Raw genomic sequence first — 19652 nt, forward strand, 5'->3', positions numbered from 1 at the left:
GCCGTTACCATCGTCGGCGTGGCGACGAGGCTGGTGCAGGTCAACATGAAGGCCCGGGACGACTCCGGGCTGGGCGTCTTCTGGGCGGAAGTGCTCGGCTGGGAAATCTCCAGCGAGGAACCGGGCGTGACCAACCTCGAACCGGAGGGCTACGTCTACCCCGACCCCGTCGCCGTCTGCGTCGACATCGTGGTGTCCACGGAACCCAAGACGGTGAAGAACCGGGTGCACCTTGACCTCGCCACTACCTCGACGGCCCACCAGGCGGCGACCGTCAGCCGCCTGAGGGATCTCGGCGCGACCCCCGCTGACGTGGGCCAGGGCGACGTCCCGTGGACGGTCCTGGCCGATCCGGAGGGCAACGAGTTCTGCGTGCTGGAGCCCCGGCCCCGCTACCGGGACACCGGGCCGATCGCCGCGGTGGTGGTCGACTGCGTGGACACCCGGGTCATGGCTGACTTCTGGGGCAGCGCAACGGACTGGACCGTGCACGAGGTGACCGACCACAGCGCGGTGCTGCGTTCCGCCAAGGGCGTCGGCCCGTACCTGGAGTTCGTCCGTTCGCCCGACGCGAAGACCGGATGGAACCGCGTCCACCTCGACGTCCGCCCGTACCCGGGTGACGACCTGGAAGCCGAGGCGGCCCGGCTGCGGGCGCTCGGCGCGACCGCCGTCGACCTGGACAGCGACGTCCCCTGGCGGGTCTTCGCCGACCCGGAAGGCAACGAGTTCTGCCTCCTCACCCCGGGCTGATCCACGCCCTCGGGCCCGGTGCACCGGAGAGAGCCGGCGCGCCGCGGCTGACGCCTCAGAATTCGCTCACCCGCGGTGGCTCAGGCGAGCCGATGCCGTACGCCTCGGAACCGACCAGATGCATGAATTCGGCCTCCGGGCCGGAGTAGTTGATCTCCGGCGGCACCGGCATCCGTCCGCTGACCAGCGTGTGACCGGCTGCGACCAGAGCGCCCAGGCCGAGCGCCGTGTACAGCCCGCCGCTGACGAGCCGAAGGGTAATGGTCCCGTCGCCCCAGCCCCGTACGGTGATCACCCCGGCCAGGGTCAGCACGCCGGCCACGGTGATTCCGGCGAAGAACAACGCCGCCAGCGCTGTCTGCACTCGGTCGCCCCGGCTCATCGGGCGGGTCGTCTTCCGCTCCATGCCACCGAGGTTAGGTGCCGCGACCGTACGGCGGTGCGGGGTCGTGCCGGGTTGGGCAGATGGCGCAGGAGAATAGGAGAAGCGGAGGGTGTGGGATTCGAACCCACGAAGACATCGCTGCCTTACCGGTTTTCAAGACCAAGCATCTCTTAACCCTGACCTGCGGCTATGCACATCCTCGTCCACCAGACGACACGGTGCGGCACGCGAAACTCAAGCCACATCGCTTGGCCGCGCCGGTCGCCGCCCTGAGGTAGACGCACAGGAGAGGCTGCAAACTGGTTGTGGACCCCATCTTGGACCTATCCAATTGTAAGATCTTGGACAGTTTGAGCGCGGCGACTGCTGTTACGTGCGGCAGAGCCGGTCACTACGCCTAGATTTGTCCTACCTTGCCCTTGGGGCGCGACCGCCTTACGGACCGAGAGGCCCGACTAGTAGGGCATGCAAAAAAGTCAAGAGTCCCTTCTGTGTTTGCCATATGACAAAGTGTGACGATGCGACGCGTTCATCTAGAGGCAGCAGAGGACCACGTCGAGCGCCTAGCCCGCCTCGGGGATCCGATTGGAGCCCTCAAGGAGTTGATTTGGAACGCGCTTGACGCCGATGCCACCAAGGTTATCGTCGAGTTGGAAAAGTCCGACCTTGGCGGTATTGAGAAGATCGTCGTTTCTGATGATGGTGACGGCATTTCACCAGAATCGTCCGCCGCGGCCTTCGATCGGATCGGCGGTTCATGGAAAAAGGGGACTAGGCGCACTAGGCGCCTACACAGAATGCTGCACGGAAGCGCCGGACAGGGCCGGTTACGGGGCTACGCCCTCGGCGAGCATATCCGATGGACGTCTGTGGCTGATGGAATCGACGGTCGAGCGCGAACCGTCATTGCCGCGAGCGCATCCGCGCGCAACGACTTTGAGATCTCAGACCCAGTCCTCACGTCTGAGGAAACTGGCACTGTCTTCGAGGCTTGGGGAAAGCAATCACCTAAGCTAGACAAACTTGTTGGCGAAGCAGCTCGTAACCGAATCACCGCCGAACTGGCCCCATATCTTGCCGTCTACAAAGACGTTGAAGTTATCTACGACGGCGAAAGAATAGACCCGCAAACATCTATTCTGCGAGAAGATTCGTTCGACCTCAGCTTCAAGGGCGTCGATGGTGAGGATTTAGCGGCAAAGTTGAGGGTAATCGAATGGTCGATCAAGCCGCCTCGGGAATTGCACCTGTGTGACGCTGACGGCATCACTGTAGACGTCATGAGCGTTGGAATTCAGGCACCAGGGTTCGACTTCACGGCATACGTGTTGTGGGATCAGATGCGGGAACACCAAGGAGAGTTCCTCATCGCGCATGCACAGGACTCCAATCTTGGGGCGCTTATCGAGGCTGCCAAGAGCCGCATGCGTGAGCACTTCAAGCATCGGTTGGCAGACCGGCGGCGCGAGGTTGTCGACGAATGGAAGGCTGATGGCGTCTACCCCTACAAGGGCGAGCCTGACAGCGACACAGAACAGGTGGAACGCGAAACATTCGACCTTATCGCCACCACGGTTCATCGCCAAATTCCTAAGGCAGGAAATGCCCAACGGACGACCTTGGCGCTACTTAAGGAGGCGGTGCGTCACCAGCCTGACAACGTACACCGACTGCTCGACGAGCTATTCAGGTTGACTGCGGATGACAAGGCAGAGCTTGACCGCCTACTGAACCGAACTAGCCTCTCCAGCCTGATAAAGGCTTCTAGCGATATAGCCGACCGATTGGATTTCCTAGCAGCGCTCAAGCATATGGTCTTTGAGCCGGAAATCCGGCGAGTTCTAAAGGAACGCACCCAGCTTCATAAGATCCTTGAAAACGAGGCCTGGATCTTTGGCGAACATTACCGTCTGCTGGTGAGTGACCGGTCGCTCGATGTGGTCCTTGACCGACACCTAAAGGAATTGGGCAGAGAGGAAAGGTCGCCCGAACCTGTCCGACGGGATGACGGATCTGTTGGTATCGTAGATCTCATGTTGTCGCGGGCACGTTTGGAGCACGATCGGAGGCAACACTTAGTTGTGGAGCTTAAAGCTCCAAGCGTCAAGGTTGGCCCAAAGGAAATTAGCCAAATTAAGTCCTATGCTCAAGCTGTCGCGAACGCAGGGTCCCGGCAAAGTCGTTAGATGATGCCGAGGAGGGCCAGTGCCCGGCTGCTGTCGCGGGCGTGATGCCGGTTGGCAGCGGCGATGTTGGTGAGCCCGGCGAGGCGTAGGGCGCCGATGGCGGCGTTGCGCAGGGCGGCCATGACTTGCGGTCCGGTGCCGGTACGGATTTGGCTGCGGTCTTCGTCGTAGGTGACGTCGCGGACCCAGTGGATCTTGTTCTCGATGGACCAGTGGCCGCGGATCCACGCGGCCAGTTGATCCGGTTTCGCCTGGTGGACTTGCAGGTCGGTGATGGCGTAGACGGTCTCGGTGGTGAAGCGTTTCGGCTCATCGAGGCGTCGTCGGCGGCGGCGGATCTGGATGGCCTGGGCGGCGTGCGGGAAGTCGATGCCGGTGGAGATGGTGAGGATCTTCAGGGTGCGTATCTCGCGGCGGCCGTGCCCGCGGTCGTCGTGGCGGGTGGCGTCGGGGACGGCCCGCCAGGGCAGACCGGCGAGTTGGGCGTGCAGGTGGGGCTGGTTGGCTTTGACGGTCAGGATCCAGTGCGCGCTGCGTTCGGCGAGGTAGGCGACGTGTTCGCGCTGGCAGTGCAGCGCGTCCGCGGTGATCACCGTGTTGCGCAGGTCGCTGATCTGGTCGAGTAGAGGTCCGAACCGGGTGATCTCGTTGGTCTTGCCGTCTACGTTGGTGCTTGCCAGGACCACACCGGTGGCCTGATCACAGGCGGCCATCACGTGATCGGCGGCGGTGACGGCGGTGCGGGATCCGCGCAGGGTCTTGCCGTCGACCGCGATCGCCTGCCGGCTGCCCGAGGCGCTGGTCGTGGCCCGGCCGACGAGCCAGCCGCTGATCGCCGTGGTCAGCAGATCCGGGTCCAGGGCCTGCAGCAACCGGCGGATCATCGCCTCCGACGGGCGCCGGTCAGCGGCGATACCCAGTGCCTCGGCCGTCTCGTCCGGGACATCGGCCACCCACTCCGCGATCGCGGAGTACGAGCGGTAGCCGGCCACCACGGCACACACCACCGCGGTCACCACCACGCACAGCCGATGCCGCACACCGCGGCGAGCTCGTGGATCAGGCACCCCGGCCAGTGCTGCGGGTAGCCCGCCAGCGGTTTCGGGCACGGTCAGAGCCGGTGCATCGGACAAAGACGAGATCAGCGATGATGGCAGGGCGGGCATGACTCACTTCGGATCGATCACCGTGGCGTAGGAACCTTGATGATCTTCTGAGCTGGTCATGCCCGTCTTGCTGCCACAAACGCTGGCGCTTCTACTTCAGAAGCCTCAAGTCGGACAGCGTCACGACTTTGCCGGGGCCCTGGTCGCGAACGACCCGCAGTTCCATGATGTCCGAACCGAGTGGGATTTCTGGCTCGTCACCACCGAAATGACTCTCATGGCACGCGCAGAGGCGAAGCAGTCCGATAGGCGACCAGGCCTAATTTGGGATATCAACGAGGGTGCGATTGCTATACGAGTCTGGCTGCGATCGTGGTCTGAGATTATCAAGGAGTGCGAGGACAGGTTGCACTATTTCAAGGACCAGTTCGAGCATGACCCATCTGTGACGCAAGCGCTGGAGTATCTTAATTTTACTCATCGGCAATATCTGCCAATTGAGCTGACCACCGGACCGGATGAAACGCCTGATTCGGTCCTCGCATCCGTATCGGCTGCTCCTCGGGACAACTAGAGCCCGTTAAATTCTCCCCTTGTTCGCCGAACCACTTCCTCGCAGATCAGGCCGGGGCCAGGATTCCAAGATCAGTGTCTTCACTTGGACGTGACTCTCCGAAGTCGACGGTCTGCTGCATCCTGGCCCGCGCCGCGCAGAGCTCCTTAATCCCAAGACAGAGATACTCGAAAATTGGTTCGCCGGGGTGCATTTGTGGTAGCCAGGCGCACAGTTAATCGCTAGCATTGCTAGATGCCGGAACTTTCTCCTGTCGAACGACTCGCTCTGTACCAAGTCTGGGGCAGGCGTTGCGTTTGGTGCAAGAAGCCCGTCAGCTTCGGCGCGTTCGAGGTGGAACACCTCGTGCCAAAGAGCTTGCAAGGCCCGGACCTAGAAAGGACGCTTGCGCAGTATGGGTTGGATCCGGCCTTTGACGTGTATGGGCTGTCCAACCTCGCGCCAAGCTGTCGCCCATGCAATGGATTCAAGGGAAACCGGCCTGTTCGTGGAGCGCCGATTGTGGTGGCAACGTTAGATCATGCCGCCAAGCAGGCCCCCAAAGTTAAGCGCCGCGCGTCTCGATTATGTCGAAGCAGTCAGCTAAGTGAGGCTTTTGCAGTTATCGAGGCTCTCGGGCCAGGAGCTAGCGAGAAGGAACGGAAAGCCTTGTCTGATTTTTCGGAAAGGCTTGAAGAAATACTGAGAGCAGCAAAGACCACTCGACCACTAATCGAAATTGGCTGCGGGGTAATCGATGCACCGCTATTGAAGCGCTCGAAAAAGCGCTTCAAGCACACCGGCTACAGCGACACCGAGCAAATGCTGTACCTAATGAGAGACTGGGCACAAGACAATACTCGTCTTTTGCGAGAAATAGTTTCCGACACGCTCGACACTAGCGATGTCAGGACTAGACGGGCCTGGCCGGAGCGCGTCGACTTCCTGGCATACGCTAAGGAAATGGGCGACTTTCTTGCGGAAGTAACCTTCGATGTAGATTACTTATACGTCACTGACGACCACTCGGCCATGGCTCAGGTATACCACCGCGTTGAATTGTGGGTTACGCTCGACCCCCGACAGAAGGCCGTTGTCAATGTAGTTCCCGACCATCTCGGCACCTTGGGAGGGTGCCCCGGCTATCCGGAACCGAATTCCCAGTATTGAATGGCCATGCGCCGACTATTTCTCAATCAACCTTACAACCATTAGCGCGATCCATCAGGATGCCGGCGATCTCGCTCATACTCCCAATTACAGCATTTGCTCCGGCAGCCCGGAGTGCCTTAATCTTAGATGGACGATTCGCGTAGCCAATTACCTGGACCCCGGCCGTCCGCGCTCCGTCGATGTCCGATACTGAATCGCCAATAAGCACGCATCGGCTCGCCGCATTATTGAGGGCACGCACGGCTTGCAGGATCGGTTCTGGGTTGGGCTTCATCCGGTCCGGATCGGCGTACGCCCGGCCAATCACCGGCGAGACGTAGGCGGCGAGCCTGTGCGATGTCAGGTATGCCTTCACCGCGCCAGCAGAGTTGTTGCTTACCACCGCCACGGGCACACCGGCCTGCCGTGCCGCCACGATGACTTCCCGGCCGTACGGCGTGGGTTCGGCAGTCTCGACGGCGTGGCGCTCCGCTTCGCAGAGTGCGTCCTCTACCGCCTGCGTGACGGCTTGGTCGCCGGCCGCTCCGGTGCGGCGTAGCACCTCTAGCGGGTCCGGTTCGATGGCGAGGTCGGACGGCACATCGACGCCCTGCTTCCGGAGTACGTCGACCAGCTCGGCGGCAACCCGCGGTGCGGGGTAACCGGCGAAGACGCTGCATACTGGGCCGTCGAAGTCGAGAAGGATCGCGTCGATTCCGGCCATTAGCCGGTGAAGGTCGGCGTTCATCCGTCGTACCGGTAGGCGATGGTCGACCAGACCGAGTCGAACCACTGGCGGGACGCTTCCACGAACTGGGTGCCGTGGGAGGCGTCGTCGTCGGTCACCGCGTAGTGGAACAGCGGCACGTCCTTGCCCATCAGGTCGTAGATCGCCATGGGCTCACCCTTGATGGAGACGTTGCGCTCGATGACCGGGTAGAAGCCGTAGAAGACTTCTTCGGCGTTGAGGATGTAGAGCTTGAACAGCGGGGATGCCCGGTGCATCCGTACCTCGACGGTGGCTGACCGGATCAGGCCGAGGTCACCCAGCTCGGTGACCTGGTCGATGATGCCGTCCGCCGCCCGGCGGGTGATCCGCTCGGCGGTTCGCGTACGGCCGGGTCGTCGGCCTGGGTTTCGGCCCGTGCGGGCAGCGCCATCGGCGCAGTCATGTCGGAGATGAGGACGCGCACCGCGATGGTCTCCGGCGCCAGCCGTCCGACGCGCACCTTGTCGAGCGCTTCGGCCAACGCGTCCCGCAGTGACTCCCCGGGGAGGCCGGCGTGGTCGATGGTGACGTAGGCCGTTCGATCGCTCCGAAACCGAGCTCAGCTAGCTGGTGAAAAGCATGATCACCCGCTGACTCCTTGCCGGCGCGGCACGGACGTGTCAGGCTAGCTGGGAGTGTTTTTGTCGGACAAAATACGGCTGTGGCTAGGTACAGGTACTCGTGGACGCAGGCTGCCACCAAACATGGCATAGCACACTCTCGGTCACAGTACGTGATCGAACACTGCGGCCAGCACTACACCCTTACAGCGGAGCCTCCGGACCGTCCGGAGCGACTGCTGTTCCTGGGCGACGACCGGAACGGCGTAGCTCTTGAGGTCATCGCCGTCGAGTTGTTGGACGGCACACTACGAGTGATCCACTCCATGGAGATGCGACCGCAGTACAACCGGCTCTACAGGGAGGCGAAGCCATGGCGGAGATGAAGCCAGGACCGACGCGGGGCAGCGCGGCCCTCACCACTTCCGGCAAGGCCAAGGGGCAGGGGAGCCGGGCGGCCAAGCGTGCCCCCGCGCCTGACAAGGAGCCGTCGGCGCCCTCGGGTGGACGCCGGGCGGCACGGGCGACCGGACAGCGAACCAAGAGCGGGATCACTCTCACTGCCGAGATGGAGGCCGAGTTGGCGGCCGAGGCGGAGGCCGGCTACGACGTCGACAAGCTGGTCCCCCGTCGGGTGGGCAGGCCGTCCCTGTCCAGGGCAGGGGGAACCTCGCACCGGCTCAGTGTGCGCGTGGACGACCAGACGTACCAGATGATCCAGAAGGTGGCGGAGCTGACGAACCGCCGGCCGAGCGACCTCGTCCGGGAGGTGCTTCAGGCCGCGTACCCGGCCAGGTAGATCCCGGGTCACGTGATCCCAGGGGACGGGCAGCAGCGCGTTCGGGAGGCGGAGGGTGTGGGATTCGAACCCACGAAGACATCGCTGCCTTACCGGTTTTCAAGACCAGCGCCATCGGCCACTAGGCGAACCCTCCCGACGCGCCCCCGGAGGGAACACGACGTGCCTAGTCTGCCATGACCCGGCCGGTACGCGCCCTGCCGTCCCGCCGCCCCGTGCGATCATCGCGACATGTGGGACGCCCCCTCGATCGTGCTGATCACCGGAATCATGGCCGCCGGCAAGTCCACAGTGGCCGAGTTGCTGGCCCGGCGGCTGCCCCGTTCGGCGCACCTGCGCGGGGACGTGTTCCGCCGGATGGTGGTCGGTGGTCGGGCGGAGATGACCGCCGATCCGTCGCCGGAGGCGTGGCGGCAGCTCCGGCTGCGTCACCAGCTCACCGCGTCGACCGCCGACGCGTACGCCGGTGCCGGGTTCACGGTGGTCTGCCAGGACGTGATTCTCGGCGCGGAGCTGCCGGCGATGGTAGACCGGATCCGGCGTCGGCCGCTCGCGGTGGTGGTGCTGGCCCCGCGCCCGGAGGTGGTCGCGGCCCGCGAGGCGGGTCGCGCCAAGCAGGGGTACGGGGAGTGGTCGGTCGCCGAGCTGGATGCCGGTTTCCGGGCCGACACGCCCCGGATCGGGCTCTGGCTGGACACGTCCGACCAGACGCCGGAGCAGACCGTGACGGAGATCCTGACCCGGGCGTGGTCGGCGGGCCGGATCGGGTAAGACGGTGTCATGCGAGCGATCACTGTGCCGGAGCCGGGTGGACCTGACGCGCTGACCTGGGCGGAGGTGCCCGATCCGGTGCCCGGTCCGGGTGAGGTGATCGTCGACGTGCGGGCCAGCGCCGTCAACCGGGCCGACCTGCTGCAACGGCAGGGGCACTATCCGCCGCCGCCGGGCGCTTCGCCGTACCCGGGTCTGGAGTGCGCGGGGGTGGTGGGCGCGACCGCCGCCGACGTGACCGGCTGGCGACCGGGCCAGGAGGTGTGTGCCCTGCTGTCCGGCGGCGGGTACGCCGAGCGGGTCGCCGTGCCGGCCGGGCAGTTGCTGCCGGTGCCGGCCGGGGTGGATCCGGTGGACGCCGCCGCGCTGCCCGAGGTGGCCTGCACGGTCTGGTCGAACCTGGTGCAGGTGGGTCGGCTGGCGGCGGGTGAGACGCTGCTGGTGCACGGCGGGGGCAGCGGGATCGGCACGTTCGCCATCCAGTTCGGGGCGGCGCTGGGGGCGACGGTGGTTACCACCGCGCGGGCCGCCAAGCACGACCGGCTGCGTCAGTTGGGCGCGGCGCACACCGTCGACTACCGGGAGCAGGATTTCGTCGAGGAGGTCCGCCGGGTCACCGACGGGCGGGGCGCGGACGTCGTCCTGGACATCATGGGCGCGGCCTACCTGGGCCGGAACGTGTCCGCGCTGGCCACCGGCGGTCGGCTGGTGGTGATCGGCATGCAGGGCGGACGCAAGGCCGAGCTGGATCTGGGGGCGTTGCTGGCGAAGCGTGCCTCGGTCGCGGCGACGGCGCTGCGGTCCCGTCCGCCGGCCGAGAAGGCGGCCATCGTCCGGGGCGTACGGGAGCAGGTGTGGCCGCTGGTGTCGGCGGGCGTGATCCGGCCGGTGGTGGACCGCCGGGTGCCGATGGCGGACGCCGCGCGGGCGCACCGGCTGGTGGAGTCCAGCGACCACCTGGGCAAGGTGCTGCTGGTCACCGGCTGACACGGACCATCCGGCCGCGTTCTCCGGCGGGGAGAAGCTCTATCCGGGCCGCTGGTCACCGGCCGGGAGCGGCTGACCGGGCCGTTGTCCGCTCACCGGCCGGGGAGCGGTTGGCCGTTGTCCGCCTCGGTCGTCGCCGGGTACGAGCAGACGTGCGCCGGGGCCCTGTCCGGCGAGCGCGTCGGCGGGGTTGTTCAGGGCGCAACGTTGCAGCGAGAGGCAGCCGCAGCCGATGCAGCCGTCCAGGTTGTCGCGCAGTTTGGTGATCGTGCGGATCTTCTCGTCCAGTCGGCCCCGCCACGCGGCGGAGAGCCGCGCCCAGTCCTGGGCGCTGGGCGTACGTGAGTCGGGTAGCGAGTCGAGGGCGGCCCGGATCTCGTCCAGCGAGACGCCGACCTGCTGGGCGATCCGGATGAACGCGACCCGGCGCAGCTCGGCGCGGGGGTAGCGGCGTTGGTTGCCGCCGGTGCGGTCGGCGTGGATGAGGCCCAGCCGCTCGTAGTAGCGCAGGGCCGAGGGGGCCACGCCGCTGCGGGCGGAGAGCTGGCCGATGGTCAGTGACTCGTGCATCACGTCGCCCTTGAGTTGAAGTGCGCTTCAGGTCGCAGGCTAGCGGTATGACCCTCACCACCGCCACCGCCGGCCCCACGCCCGCCGGCCCCGCCACCGCCGACCCGGCCGACCCTGCCGACCGGCTACCGGGCGGCGTTGTCCTGCCGGCGCCGGTCGCGCCGTTGCTGCGCCGGATCGCCGCCGCCCGCGCGGACGACCTCACCGCGAACGTCTTCTCCACCGTCGACGTCCTCTGGGTGCTGTACGACCGGATCCTCCGGATCTCCCCGGCCACGCTGGACGACCCGGAACGGGACCGGTTCCTGCTCTCCAAGGGACACGCCGTCGCCGGCTACTACGCCGTCCTGGCCGCGCAGGGCTATTTTCCGCCGGAATGGCTGGACGACCCGCACAGCCCCACCAGCCGCCTCGGCGGCCACCCCGACCGGACGCTCGTGCCGGGCGTCGAGATCGGCTCCGGCTCGCTCGGGCACGGCCTCGGGCTGGGCGTCGGGGCCGCCCTCGGGCTGCGCGCCCAGGGCCTGCTCACCCCCCGGACGTACGTGCTGGTCGGTGACGCCGAGCTGGACGAGGGCAGCAACCACGAGGCGATCGCCTACGCGGGCGCGACCGGGCTGGCCGGGCTCACCGCGATCGTGGTGGACAACTCCTCCGCCACCCACGGCTGGCCCGGTGGCATCGCCGCCCGGTTCACCGTGAACGGCTGGACCGCCGTCACCGTCGACGGACGCGACCACGACGCCCTGCACACCGCCCTGACCGGGCACGACCACCACCGGCCGCACCTCGTCGTCGCGGTCGTGGACCAGGAGGCGTGACGGCATGAACAAGTTGGCAGAGACGACTGAGCGAACCAGGAGGGACGACGCCGTGACGGTGACTGTCGGGACGGCGGAGGTCGTCATGCGGGACGTCTTCGTCGACACCATGCACGAGCTGCTGGCCGAGGACCCGCGTACCGCGCTGGTGCTGGCCGACATCTCGGCGGACAGCTTCCGGGCCGCCGCGCGGCGGCACCCCGACCGGGTGCTCAACGTCGGCATCCGGGAGCAGTTGCTCGTCGGGGTGGCCGGTGGGCTCGCGCTGACCGGGCTCCGGCCGGTCGTGCACACGTACGCGCCGTTCCTGGTCGAGCGGGCGTACGAGCAGATCAAGCTGGACCTCGACCACCAGGACGTGACCGCGGTGCTGGTCAGCATCGGCGCCTCCTACGATCGGCCGGAGGCCGGGCGGACCCACCTCTCCCCGGCGGACGTGGCGCTGATCGACACCCTGCACGGCTGGACGGCGCACGTGCCGGGGCACCCGGACGAGGTGCCGCCCCTGCTGCGCGCGGCGGTGGCCGGCGACGGCGCGGCGTACCTGCGGCTGTCGACGATGGCGAACCGCCGCCCGTACGGCGGGGACGGCAGTCTGCGGGTGGTCCGGGACGCCGGGCCGGGCGCGCCGCTGGCGGTGGCGGTCGGCCCGCTGCTGGACGAGACCCTGGCCGGGCTGGCCGGGCTGCCGGTGACCGTGGCGTACACGCACCGGCCGCGCCCGTTCGACGCGGCCGGGCTGCGGGCGCTCGCGTCGACGGAGGTGATCCTGGTCGAGCCGTATCTGGCGGGCACGTCCAGCCGGGTGGTCGGCGAGATCCTCACCGACCGGCCGCACCGCCTGCTGGCGCTCGGGGTGGGCCGCGCCGACCTGCGACGGTACGGGACGGCCGAGGACCACAGCCGTTGGCACGGCCTCGACGCGGCCGGCATCCGCCGCTCGGTCACCGCCTTCCTGACCAGGTGACGCCGGTCAGGGCCGGCGGCGGTAGGGGCCGGTCGGTGACGGCGGTCAGGGGTGGCGGCGGGCGCGTTCCCGGCCGAGGATCCACAGCGCCTCGACGCCGTCCCGCCAGGTGATCTTCTTGCCCTCCTCGCGGCCCCGGGCGCGGTAGCTGATCGGCACCTCGTACGGGCGGATGCGGCGGCGCAGCAGCTTGCCGGTGACCTCGGCTTCCATGCCGAAGCCCCGGGACCGCACGTCCAACGAGCGGTACAGCTCGACCGGCATCAGCTTGAAGCAGGTCTCCAGATCACCGATGTACGAGTTGAACAGCACGTTCGCCACCGTGGTGACGCCCTTGTTGCCCATCACGTACCAGAAGCTGTACGCGCTGTGGCTGCCGAAGGTGCGGTTGCCGTACACCACCGTCGCCCGGCCTTCGAGCACCGGGGTGAGCAGTCGGGGGATGTCCTGCGGGTCGTATTCGAGGTCCGCGTCGAGGATGACCATGTAGTCGCCCTCGGCGTGGGCCACCGCCGTACGGATCGCCGCGCCCTTGCCGGCGTTGCGCGGATGCGTGATCACGCGGAGCCGGTGGTCGTCGACCCGGCCGAGGACCTCGGCGGTGCCGTCCCGGCTGCCGTCGTCGACCACCAGCAACTCGACGTCGCAGGGGTACTCCACCGCCAACGCCTGCTTGACGGCGTCCGCGATGCGTTCCTCCTCGTTGTAGACCGGCATGAGGATCGAGAGCTTCACGGAAATCTCCACGGTGGCGACGGCACGTCGGGCTTAGCCTAACGCGGCAGGCCAGCGCGCCCGCGACGGCAACCGCCGACACCCCGGCCGGCACGCGGCGGCGACCGCCGACACCCCGGCCGCGGTGCCGCGGCGGCGACCGCCGACACCCCGGCCGATCACCTCACCTGGGGCGCTGGACGAGCAGCAGGCGGGCGACGACGGTGTCGCCGTCCTTCGCGCCGGCGACGCCGACCTTGGCGCCGACCTTCACCCCGTCGGGCTGGACCGTCGCGCGGCGCTCCACCACCCGCAGGTCGTCGCCGAAGGACCAGGTCTGGGTGAAGCCGTCGGTCGACTTCACGGTGACCGAGTCGCCGTCGATCGCGGTGACCTCGCCCCGCTGCACGACCACGGTGCGCGTACCGCCGTCCTTGGCGCGTACCACCGCCTCACCGTGCAGGGCGCCCCGGCGCAGCAGCACCCGGGCCGGGCTCTTCCGACGCCGTTCCCCGGCCCGCTTCGGCGGTTTCGCCTCCGACGACGTGGCGCCTCCGCCGGGGGTGGGGGACGCGGCGGGTGCGGGCGCGGCGACCGGCTCGACGTCGAGGTCGGCGGGGTCGAATCCGAGCGCGGCGAGGGCCTGGCCCTCCGCGCCCATCCCGGCGACCACCTCGATGCCCTGACCGCCCGCGCCGCCACCGTCGGCAGGATCACCGCCAGCGGGATCACCGACAGTCCGGCCGCCGTCGGCCGGGCCGTCGACAGTCGAGCCGCCGCCGGCCGTGGTGACGTCGGCCGGGCCGCAGCCGCCGACGCCCAACGCCACCGTCACCAGCAGCGTGGCGGTGACCGGAAGTTTCCAGCGTGTCATCGATAGTCCTCTCCTCGGGCGGGTCCGTCCACCATGAGCGTTCCCCAGGTCGGAGCGGGCCGGGTCAGGCCGGTGTTCGGATCCGGTAAGGAATCCCCGGCAGTTCGACGGTGAACGCCGCGCCGCCCTCCGGGGCGTGCCCGGCGGTGATCGTGCCGCCGAGCCGCCGCACCAGCCCGGCGGCGAGCGCCAGCCCCAGGCCGCTGCCCACCTTGCGGATGCCCCGGTACCGCTGGTGCAGCGCCCCGCGTTCGAACGCCACCGCCAGGTCGTCGTCGGTGAAGCCGGGCCCGCCGTCACGGACCTCGACCACCCCGCCGCCGGTCATCCCGCTGCCGTCGGTCATCCCTCCGCCGTCTACCGGCCCTCCGCCGTCGGTCGGCCCCGGTCCGGTCGGCCGGACCGCGAGCACCACCGGCGCCCCCGGCGGTACGACCCGCAGCGCGTTCTCCAGCAGCCCGTCCACCACCTGCCGGATCCGCCCCGGATCGGTGTACGCGGGCACCGGCCGGTCGGGCGTCTCCACCCGCAGCTCCAGCCCCACCGCCGCGCACCGGCCGCCCCAGGTGCCCGCCGCCGCGCCGACCAGCTCCACCAGGTCCACCGGCACCGGGTCCAGCGGGAAGTCGGCGGCCTCCAGCCGGGCCAACGCGAGCAGGTCGCTGACCAGCCGGTCGAGGTGTTCGGCCTCGGCGAGCACGATCCGTCCGGTCCGTTCCGCCTCGGCCGGGCCGAGCACCCCGTCGGCGAGCGCCTCGGCGTAACCCCGGACGGCGGTCAGCGGGGTACGCAGCTCGTGCGAGACGGAGAGCAGGAACTCGCGCTGCCGTCCCTCGCTGGTGGCGAGCGCGGCGGCCAGCCCGTTCAGCGCGTACGCCAGCTCGGCCACCTCCTCCGGGGGCTCGACCGGCACCCGTACCGCCCGGTCGCCGGCGCTGAGCCGGGCGGCGGCGGTGGCGGCCTGCCGGATCGGGCGGGCCAGCCGGCGGGCCAGCAGCGAGCCGGCGACCACCCCGGCGGCCAGCCCGGCGAGCAGCGGCAGCCACAGCCCGGGGATGACCTGCCGCCACAGCCCGGTGGCCCGGGGGCGGGTGAGCACCACCCCGTTGCCGCCGGCCAGCGCCCGCCCCTCGACCAGGGCGGGCCGCCCGTCCACGATCCGCCGGCCGGACACGTTGCGGCCGGCGGCGATCCGCTCCACCACCTGCCGGGGCAGGCCGGGCCGGTCGACCCGACCGGCGCCGATCAGGTACGCGTCGATGCCCTGGTTCGCCAGCAGCCGCAGCAGCCGTTCCTCGTCGGCGGGCCGCCCCCGGCTCAGCCGGAACCGCAGCACCTCGGCGGTCAGCCGGGCCTGGGCGGCGAGGGCGTCCTGCGCCTGCCGTTCCGCCGTACGCACCGCCAGGGGCACCGCGAGAACGGCGGTGACCAGCACCGACACCAGGGCCACCGCGCAGGTGACCAGGACCGCGCGGGCGGTCAGGGTACGCCCGGGTCGGCGCGGCGGACGGTCAGTCATCGGCGGCGTACCCCACGCCCCGGTGGGTACGGATCACGCTGGTGTCGCCGAGTTTCGCGCGGACCTGGGCCACGTGCACGTCGACCGTCCGGGTGCCGGTGTGCGCCGCGTACCCCCACACGCCGGCCAGCAGCTCCTCCCGGGTGTAGACCCGCCCCGGCCGGGCCATCAGGTGGGCGAGCAGGTCGAACTCGGTCGAGGTGAGCTGGACGGGCTGCCCGGCGACGGTGACCGTGCGGCGGGCCGGGTCGAGCACCACCGCCCCGACCCGGCGGGGACGCTCCGCCCCGTCCGGCGTGCCGGTGGCCCGGCGGAGCACGGTACGGACCCGGGTGACCAGCTCCCGTGGACTGAACGGCTTGGTCACGTAGTCGTCGGCCCCCAACTCCAGGCCGAGGATCCGGTCGACCTCGTCGTCGCGGGCGGTGAGGAAGATGACGGGCGTCCAGTCGCCGGCCGCGCGGAGCTGCCGGCAGATCTCGGTGCCGGCCAGTCCGGGCAGGGCGATGTCCAGTACGCAGGCCACCGGCCGCAGCCGGCGGGCGGCGGCCAACCCGGCCGGCCCGTCGCGTTCCACGTGGACGCCGAAGCCGTCCCGGGTCAGGTAGAGCCGGAGCAGGTCGGCGATGGCCGCTTCGTCCTCCACCACGAGGACGAGCCCCCGGTGCGCTACGTCGACGCTCACCGGCCCATGATCCCCGACCGGGCGGGTCCGCGACGCACGGCGCGTGTTCGGGTTCGGTAAGGACGCCGGACGACGACGGTACGACCCGCCGCCCGACCGGCGCCCGTCAGGCCGACGGCGGGGACGTGGACGTCCGGTGGCGGAAGGCGTGGTCGAGCAGCCGGTCGAGCTGCCACACCTGCTTCGGGTGGTCCGTGCGGATCAGGAACCGTTCCCGCACCCCGTCCACTACGGTCGCGGACAGCTCCATCCGCTGACGGCGCGGGTCGGAGTGCCAGGTGACGTGGTCGAGGTGCCGCAGCTCGGTGTTCAGGTGCAGGTGGAGCCGGTGCAGCAGCAGGCTCTGCCGGGTGACGACCAGCCGGTGGCAGGTCATCAGGAGGAGGTACTCGCCCGACGCCGGCCGCTCCGGGCGGGTGCAGCGGGTGACCAGGATCGTCGGGTCGTCGGGGTGGACACAGCGCCGGAAGACCGGCAGGTGTCGGCTGACCGTCTGCACGGCCAGCCCGGTCTCGGCGGCGGCGGGTAGGAAGGTCCGGGAGAACACGTCCATGCCGTGCCCAACGACACACCGGCCGGTGCGGAACTTCCACCGCCGGCCCGCCGCACCCGCTGTCCGACGCGCCGGGGGTGACTACAGCAGCTCGACGATCGTCGTGTTGGCCATGCCGCCGCCCTCGCACATGGTCTGGAGGCCGTAGCGGATGTTGTTGTCCCGCATGTGCTGGAGCATGGTCGTCATGATCCGTGCCCCGGACGCGCCGAGCGGGTGACCGAGCGCGATCGCGCCGCCCCGGGGGTTGAGCCGCTCCGGGTCGGCTTCGGTCTCGGCGAGCCAGGCCAGCGGCACCGGGGCGAACGCCTCGTTCACCTCGTACACGCCGATCTCCTCGATGCCCAGCCCGGCGCGGCGCAGCGCCTTCGCGGTGGCCGGGATGGGCGCGGTGAGCATGGTGACCGGGTCGTCGGCGGCGACCACGGCGGTGTGCACGCGGGCCAGCGGGCGCAGGCCGTGCCGGCTGGCCCACTCGGCGGTGGTGACGGCGAGCGCCGCGGCCCCGTCGGAGATCTGGGACGCGGACCCGGCGGTGACCACGCCGTCGGCGCGGAACGGGGTCTTCAGCTCGGCGAGCCGGTCGAGGGAGGTGTCCCGCCGGACGCCCTCGTCGGCGGTGAGTTTGCCGCCGTCGGCCAGCGCCACCGGGGCCAGCTCCGGGTCGAACGCCCCGGCGTCCTGCGCGGCGGCGGCCTTGGCGTGGCTGGCCAGCGCGAACTCGTCGAGCTGGGTGCGGGAGAAGCGCCACCGTCGGGCGATCAGCTCGGCCCCGACGCCCTGGTTGAACGGCAGCGGGTCGTCGTCGGCGAAGCCCTCGACGCCCCGGTAGCGGTCGCGTACCTGGTCGCTGAAGGGCAGGCCACCGGCGACGCTGGAACCCATCGGCACCCGGGTCATCGACTCGACGCCCCCGGCGACCACCAGGTCGGCCTGACCGGACAGGACGGTCGCGGCGGCGAAGTGCAGGGCCTGCTGGCTGGAGCCGCACTGCCGGTCGAGCGTGGTGCCGGGCACCGACTCGGGCCAGCCGGCGGCGAGGACGGCGTTGCGGGCGACGTTCCACGACTGCTCGCCGACCTGGGAGACGCAGCCCCAGATCACGTCGTCGACCTGCTCCGGGTCGATGCCCGTCCGCTCGGCGAGGGCGCGCAGCACGTGCGCCGACAGGTCGACCGGATGGACGCCGGAGAGGCTGCCCTTGCGCCGCCCGACCGGGGTCCGCACCGCGCCGACGATAACCGCGTCACTCATCATCTACTCCCCGGTAACCACAGGTGCTCCGATCCTACGTGCTTCCCCCGCCCGCCGGGAGGCCACCGTTCCCGGTCCGGTCCCGGGCCCCCGGGTCCGCTGGGGGGCGCCCGGCCGGCATTCTTGACGGATGCGCGCAGAGCAGCCGTCGTCCACCCCGCCCGAGGCCCGGCAGTGGCGGGTGCCGGTGAAGCTGCCGGTGGTGAAACTGGCCGTGGCCGTGGGGGTGGTCGCGCTGGGGCTGCTCTTCGCCGAGGGCGACCCGGTCCAGGTGGTGCTGGCCGGGGTGACCGCGCTCGGTCTGGCCGGCTGGGCGGCGCGTGACCTGCTGGCCCCGGTGCGCCTCGCCGTCGACGCCACCGGGCTGACCGTGGTGACCGGCTTCGCCGGCCGACGCACGATCCCCTGGTCCGCCGTCGAGGCGATCTCCGTCGACGACCGTTCCCGCCTCGGCCGGCGCGGTCGGTTCCTGGAGATCGACGCCGGCGACACGATCCACCTGCTCAGCCGCCACGACCTCGACGCCGACCCCGCCGAGGTGGTCGCCGCCCTGCCACCCACGCCGCCCCCGCACCGGATTGATCGACAGCGGGAGCGGTCAGAGGAGGGCGGCGGTGCGCAGGAGGGCCATGCCGAGCAGGACGACGAGGATGACGGCCGCGCCGGCGAACTGGAAGATCGAGCGACGCGTCCGGGGCGCGTACGCCAGGACCAGGGCCAGCAGCGCCCCGGTGACCATGCCGCCGAGGTGACCGGCGATGGAGATGCCCGGCACGGCGAACGTGAACACCAGGTTGATCACCAGGATCGGCAGCACGGCCGAGGTGTCCCGGCCGAGCCGCCGCATGATCACGAACAGCGCGGCGAACAGGCCGAAGATCGCGGTGGACGCGCCGGCCGTGGCGACGTTCGACGCGCTGAAGAAGTACGCCGCGACGTTGCCGCCGAACCCGGCGATCAGGTAGAGCGCCAGGAAGCGCAGCGGGCCGAGGGCGGCCTCCAGTGACCGGCCGAGCACCCACAGCGCCCACATGTTGAGCAGCAGGTGCAGCACGCCGTAGTGCAGGAACATGGCGGTGACCAGGCGGTACCACTCGCCGTCGGCGACCCCGTGCAGCGCGCCGTCGGGGAAGACCGCGTAGCCGATCACCGCGCCCCACTGGGTCAGCGGGGTGCTGCCGCCCATCAGCCCGCCGAAGCCGGCGCCGCCGGCCGCCGAGTCGCCGCCCCGGTCCGACGCGATGGAGAGCAGCATCATCAGCAGGTTCAGCCCGAGCAGCGTCTTGGTCACGTAGCCGTGGCGACCGGCGACGCCGCCGCCGAACGCGGTGCGCGCCGGCCGTACCGAGCGGCGACCCTCGTTCACGCACTCCGGGCACTGGTGTCCGACGGACGCGTCCCGCATGCACTCCGGGCAGATCGGACGGTCACACCTGGTGCACCGGACGTACGTCTCCCGACCGGGGTGCCGGTAGCAGACCGGGGTGGTGGGCGGGGACTCGCTCACGGCCTCGACCTCCCGTCCGCGCGCCTGGAGCGCTCAGTCATGCGAGCAAAGGTACCTCGCGCGCGGAACCCTGACCGGGAACGACCACGCCGCCCGCCCGGCCCGCCGCCCCGGCCGGGGCAGCGGGGGAAGACCGGGCAGCCGGACGCGGCGCCGGCCGGGCGGCG

Annotated in this window: 20 protein-coding genes, 2 tRNA genes and 3 pseudogenes; 11 read left to right on the top strand and 14 right to left on the bottom strand. The window is 69.5% G+C overall.

Going from position 1 to position 19652, the window contains the following annotated elements; all coding sequences use genetic code 11:
• The first annotated feature begins 18 nt into the window (after window positions 1-18).
• Complete coding sequence (locus O7606_RS20685; protein ID WP_281595673.1) at window positions 19-753, top strand: VOC family protein; 735 nt, start codon at window positions 19-21, stop codon at window positions 751-753.
• Between the two features lie 55 nt (window positions 754-808).
• Here O7606_RS20685 and O7606_RS20690 read toward each other — a convergent pair whose 3' ends face one another.
• Window positions 809-1159 carry a hypothetical protein gene (locus tag O7606_RS20690; RefSeq protein WP_281595674.1) on the bottom strand — a complete coding sequence of 117 codons (351 nt, stop codon included), beginning with the start codon at window positions 1157-1159 and terminating at the stop codon, window positions 809-811.
• An 82-nt stretch (window positions 1160-1241) separates the two neighbouring features.
• Window positions 1242-1316, bottom strand: a tRNA-OTHER gene (locus O7606_RS20695).
• A 340-nt stretch (window positions 1317-1656) separates the two neighbouring features.
• Here O7606_RS20695 and O7606_RS20700 point away from each other — a divergent pair.
• Entirely contained in the window at window positions 1657-3324 is a 1668-nt protein-coding gene (locus tag O7606_RS20700) for an ATP-binding protein (protein WP_281595675.1), read from the top strand.
• Here O7606_RS20700 and O7606_RS20705 read toward each other — a convergent pair.
• Window positions 3321-4490, bottom strand: coding sequence for an ISAs1 family transposase (locus O7606_RS20705; protein WP_281594764.1), 1170 nt, complete (start codon window positions 4488-4490; stop codon window positions 3321-3323). The genes O7606_RS20700 and O7606_RS20705 overlap by 4 nt on opposite strands.
• A gap of 58 nt (window positions 4491-4548) precedes the next feature.
• On the opposite strand from O7606_RS20705, the gene O7606_RS20710 reads away from it, so the two are divergent.
• Window positions 4549-5004, top strand: coding sequence for a hypothetical protein (locus O7606_RS20710; protein ID WP_281595676.1), 456 nt, complete (start codon window positions 4549-4551; stop codon window positions 5002-5004).
• Between the two features lie 234 nt (window positions 5005-5238).
• A complete protein-coding gene (locus O7606_RS20715; RefSeq protein WP_281595677.1) occupies window positions 5239-6153 on the top strand; it encodes a hypothetical protein in 915 nt (304 codons plus the stop codon).
• Between the two features lie 22 nt (window positions 6154-6175).
• On the opposite strand, the gene O7606_RS20720 is transcribed toward O7606_RS20715, so the two are convergent.
• Entirely contained in the window at window positions 6176-6883 is a 708-nt protein-coding gene (locus tag O7606_RS20720; RefSeq protein ID WP_281595678.1) for an HAD family phosphatase, read from the bottom strand.
• Window positions 6880-7436 (bottom strand): annotated as a pseudogene (locus O7606_RS20725) (GntR family transcriptional regulator); the annotation flags it as partial. The gene O7606_RS20720 and the pseudogene O7606_RS20725, both read right to left, overlap by 4 nt.
• 129 nt (window positions 7437-7565) lie before the next feature.
• On the opposite strand from O7606_RS20725, the gene O7606_RS20730 reads away from it, so the two are divergent.
• Together O7606_RS20730 and O7606_RS20735 are read left to right on the top strand one after the other, a co-directional pair.
• The gene (locus tag O7606_RS20730) at window positions 7566-7850 is read left to right on the top strand and encodes a hypothetical protein (protein WP_281595679.1); all 285 of its coding nucleotides are present in this window, start codon (window positions 7566-7568) and stop codon (window positions 7848-7850) included.
• Window positions 7851-8032: 182 nt separating this feature from the next.
• Entirely contained in the window at window positions 8033-8263 is a 231-nt protein-coding gene (locus O7606_RS20735; protein WP_281595680.1) for a hypothetical protein, read from the top strand.
• 49 nt (window positions 8264-8312) lie between these two features.
• Here the strand turns inward: O7606_RS20735 and O7606_RS20740 are convergent.
• A tRNA-Ser gene (locus O7606_RS20740) sits at window positions 8313-8399 on the bottom strand.
• Window positions 8400-8494: 95 nt separating this feature from the next.
• Here O7606_RS20740 and O7606_RS20745 point away from each other — a divergent pair.
• Both O7606_RS20745 and O7606_RS20750 read left to right on the top strand, forming a co-directional pair.
• A complete protein-coding gene (locus O7606_RS20745; RefSeq protein ID WP_281595681.1) occupies window positions 8495-9034 on the top strand; it encodes an AAA family ATPase in 540 nt (179 codons plus the stop codon).
• A 9-nt stretch (window positions 9035-9043) separates the two neighbouring features.
• Window positions 9044-10021 (top strand): NAD(P)H-quinone oxidoreductase, encoded by a 978-nt coding sequence (locus O7606_RS20750; protein WP_281595682.1) that lies wholly within the window; start codon window positions 9044-9046, stop codon window positions 10019-10021.
• 39 nt (window positions 10022-10060) lie between these two features.
• Here the strand turns inward: O7606_RS20750 and soxR are convergent, their stop codons facing one another.
• On the bottom strand, window positions 10061-10591 hold the full coding sequence (gene soxR, locus O7606_RS20755; RefSeq protein WP_281595683.1) for a redox-sensitive transcriptional activator SoxR: 531 nt from the start codon (window positions 10589-10591) through the stop codon (window positions 10061-10063).
• A 20-nt stretch (window positions 10592-10611) separates the two neighbouring features.
• On the opposite strand from soxR, the gene O7606_RS20760 reads away from it, so the two are divergent.
• Together O7606_RS20760 and O7606_RS20765 are read left to right on the top strand one after the other, a co-directional pair.
• A complete protein-coding gene (locus tag O7606_RS20760; RefSeq protein WP_281595684.1) occupies window positions 10612-11412 on the top strand; it encodes a transketolase in 801 nt (266 codons plus the stop codon).
• An 85-nt stretch (window positions 11413-11497) separates the two neighbouring features.
• Window positions 11498-12379: a transketolase gene (locus tag O7606_RS20765; protein WP_281599786.1), complete on the top strand. Its 882-nt coding sequence runs from the start codon at window positions 11498-11500 to the stop codon at window positions 12377-12379.
• 45 nt (window positions 12380-12424) lie between these two features.
• On the opposite strand, the gene O7606_RS20770 is transcribed toward O7606_RS20765, so the two are convergent.
• The 6 genes and pseudogenes from O7606_RS20770 to O7606_RS20795 all read right to left on the bottom strand — a co-directional run bounded on the left by O7606_RS20770 (window position 12425) and on the right by O7606_RS20795 (window position 17978).
• On the bottom strand, window positions 12425-13114 hold the full coding sequence (locus O7606_RS20770; protein ID WP_281599787.1) for a glycosyltransferase family 2 protein: 690 nt from the start codon (window positions 13112-13114) through the stop codon (window positions 12425-12427).
• A gap of 163 nt (window positions 13115-13277) precedes the next feature.
• A complete protein-coding gene (locus O7606_RS20775; RefSeq protein WP_281595685.1) occupies window positions 13278-13967 on the bottom strand; it encodes a hypothetical protein in 690 nt (229 codons plus the stop codon).
• A 64-nt stretch (window positions 13968-14031) separates the two neighbouring features.
• Window positions 14032-15486, bottom strand: a complete 1455-nt coding sequence (locus tag O7606_RS20780) for a histidine kinase dimerization/phospho-acceptor domain-containing protein (protein WP_281595686.1) — start codon at window positions 15484-15486, stop codon at window positions 14032-14034.
• Window positions 15479-16171: a response regulator transcription factor gene (locus tag O7606_RS20785; RefSeq protein WP_281595688.1), complete on the bottom strand. Its 693-nt coding sequence runs from the start codon at window positions 16169-16171 to the stop codon at window positions 15479-15481. The genes O7606_RS20780 and O7606_RS20785 overlap by 8 nt, the downstream gene beginning before the upstream one ends.
• Before the next feature lie 133 nt (window positions 16172-16304).
• A pseudogene (locus O7606_RS20790) lies at window positions 16305-16724 on the bottom strand (hypothetical protein); the annotation flags it as partial.
• An 81-nt stretch (window positions 16725-16805) separates the two neighbouring features.
• Window positions 16806-17978: an acetyl-CoA C-acyltransferase gene (locus O7606_RS20795; protein WP_281595689.1), complete on the bottom strand. Its 1173-nt coding sequence runs from the start codon at window positions 17976-17978 to the stop codon at window positions 16806-16808.
• Window positions 17979-18108: 130 nt separating this feature from the next.
• Between O7606_RS20795 and O7606_RS20800 the strand changes: the two are divergent.
• Window positions 18109-18531 (top strand): annotated as a pseudogene (locus tag O7606_RS20800) (PH domain-containing protein); the annotation flags it as partial.
• A gap of 45 nt (window positions 18532-18576) precedes the next feature.
• Here the strand turns inward: O7606_RS20800 and O7606_RS20805 are convergent.
• Window positions 18577-19485 (bottom strand): rhomboid family intramembrane serine protease, encoded by a 909-nt coding sequence (locus tag O7606_RS20805; RefSeq protein WP_281595690.1) that lies wholly within the window; start codon window positions 19483-19485, stop codon window positions 18577-18579.
• Between the last annotated feature and the right edge of the window lie 167 nt (window positions 19486-19652).

Source organism: Micromonospora sp. WMMD882, from assembly GCF_027497255.1.
Taxonomy (GTDB): Bacteria; Actinomycetota; Actinomycetes; order Mycobacteriales; family Micromonosporaceae; genus Micromonospora.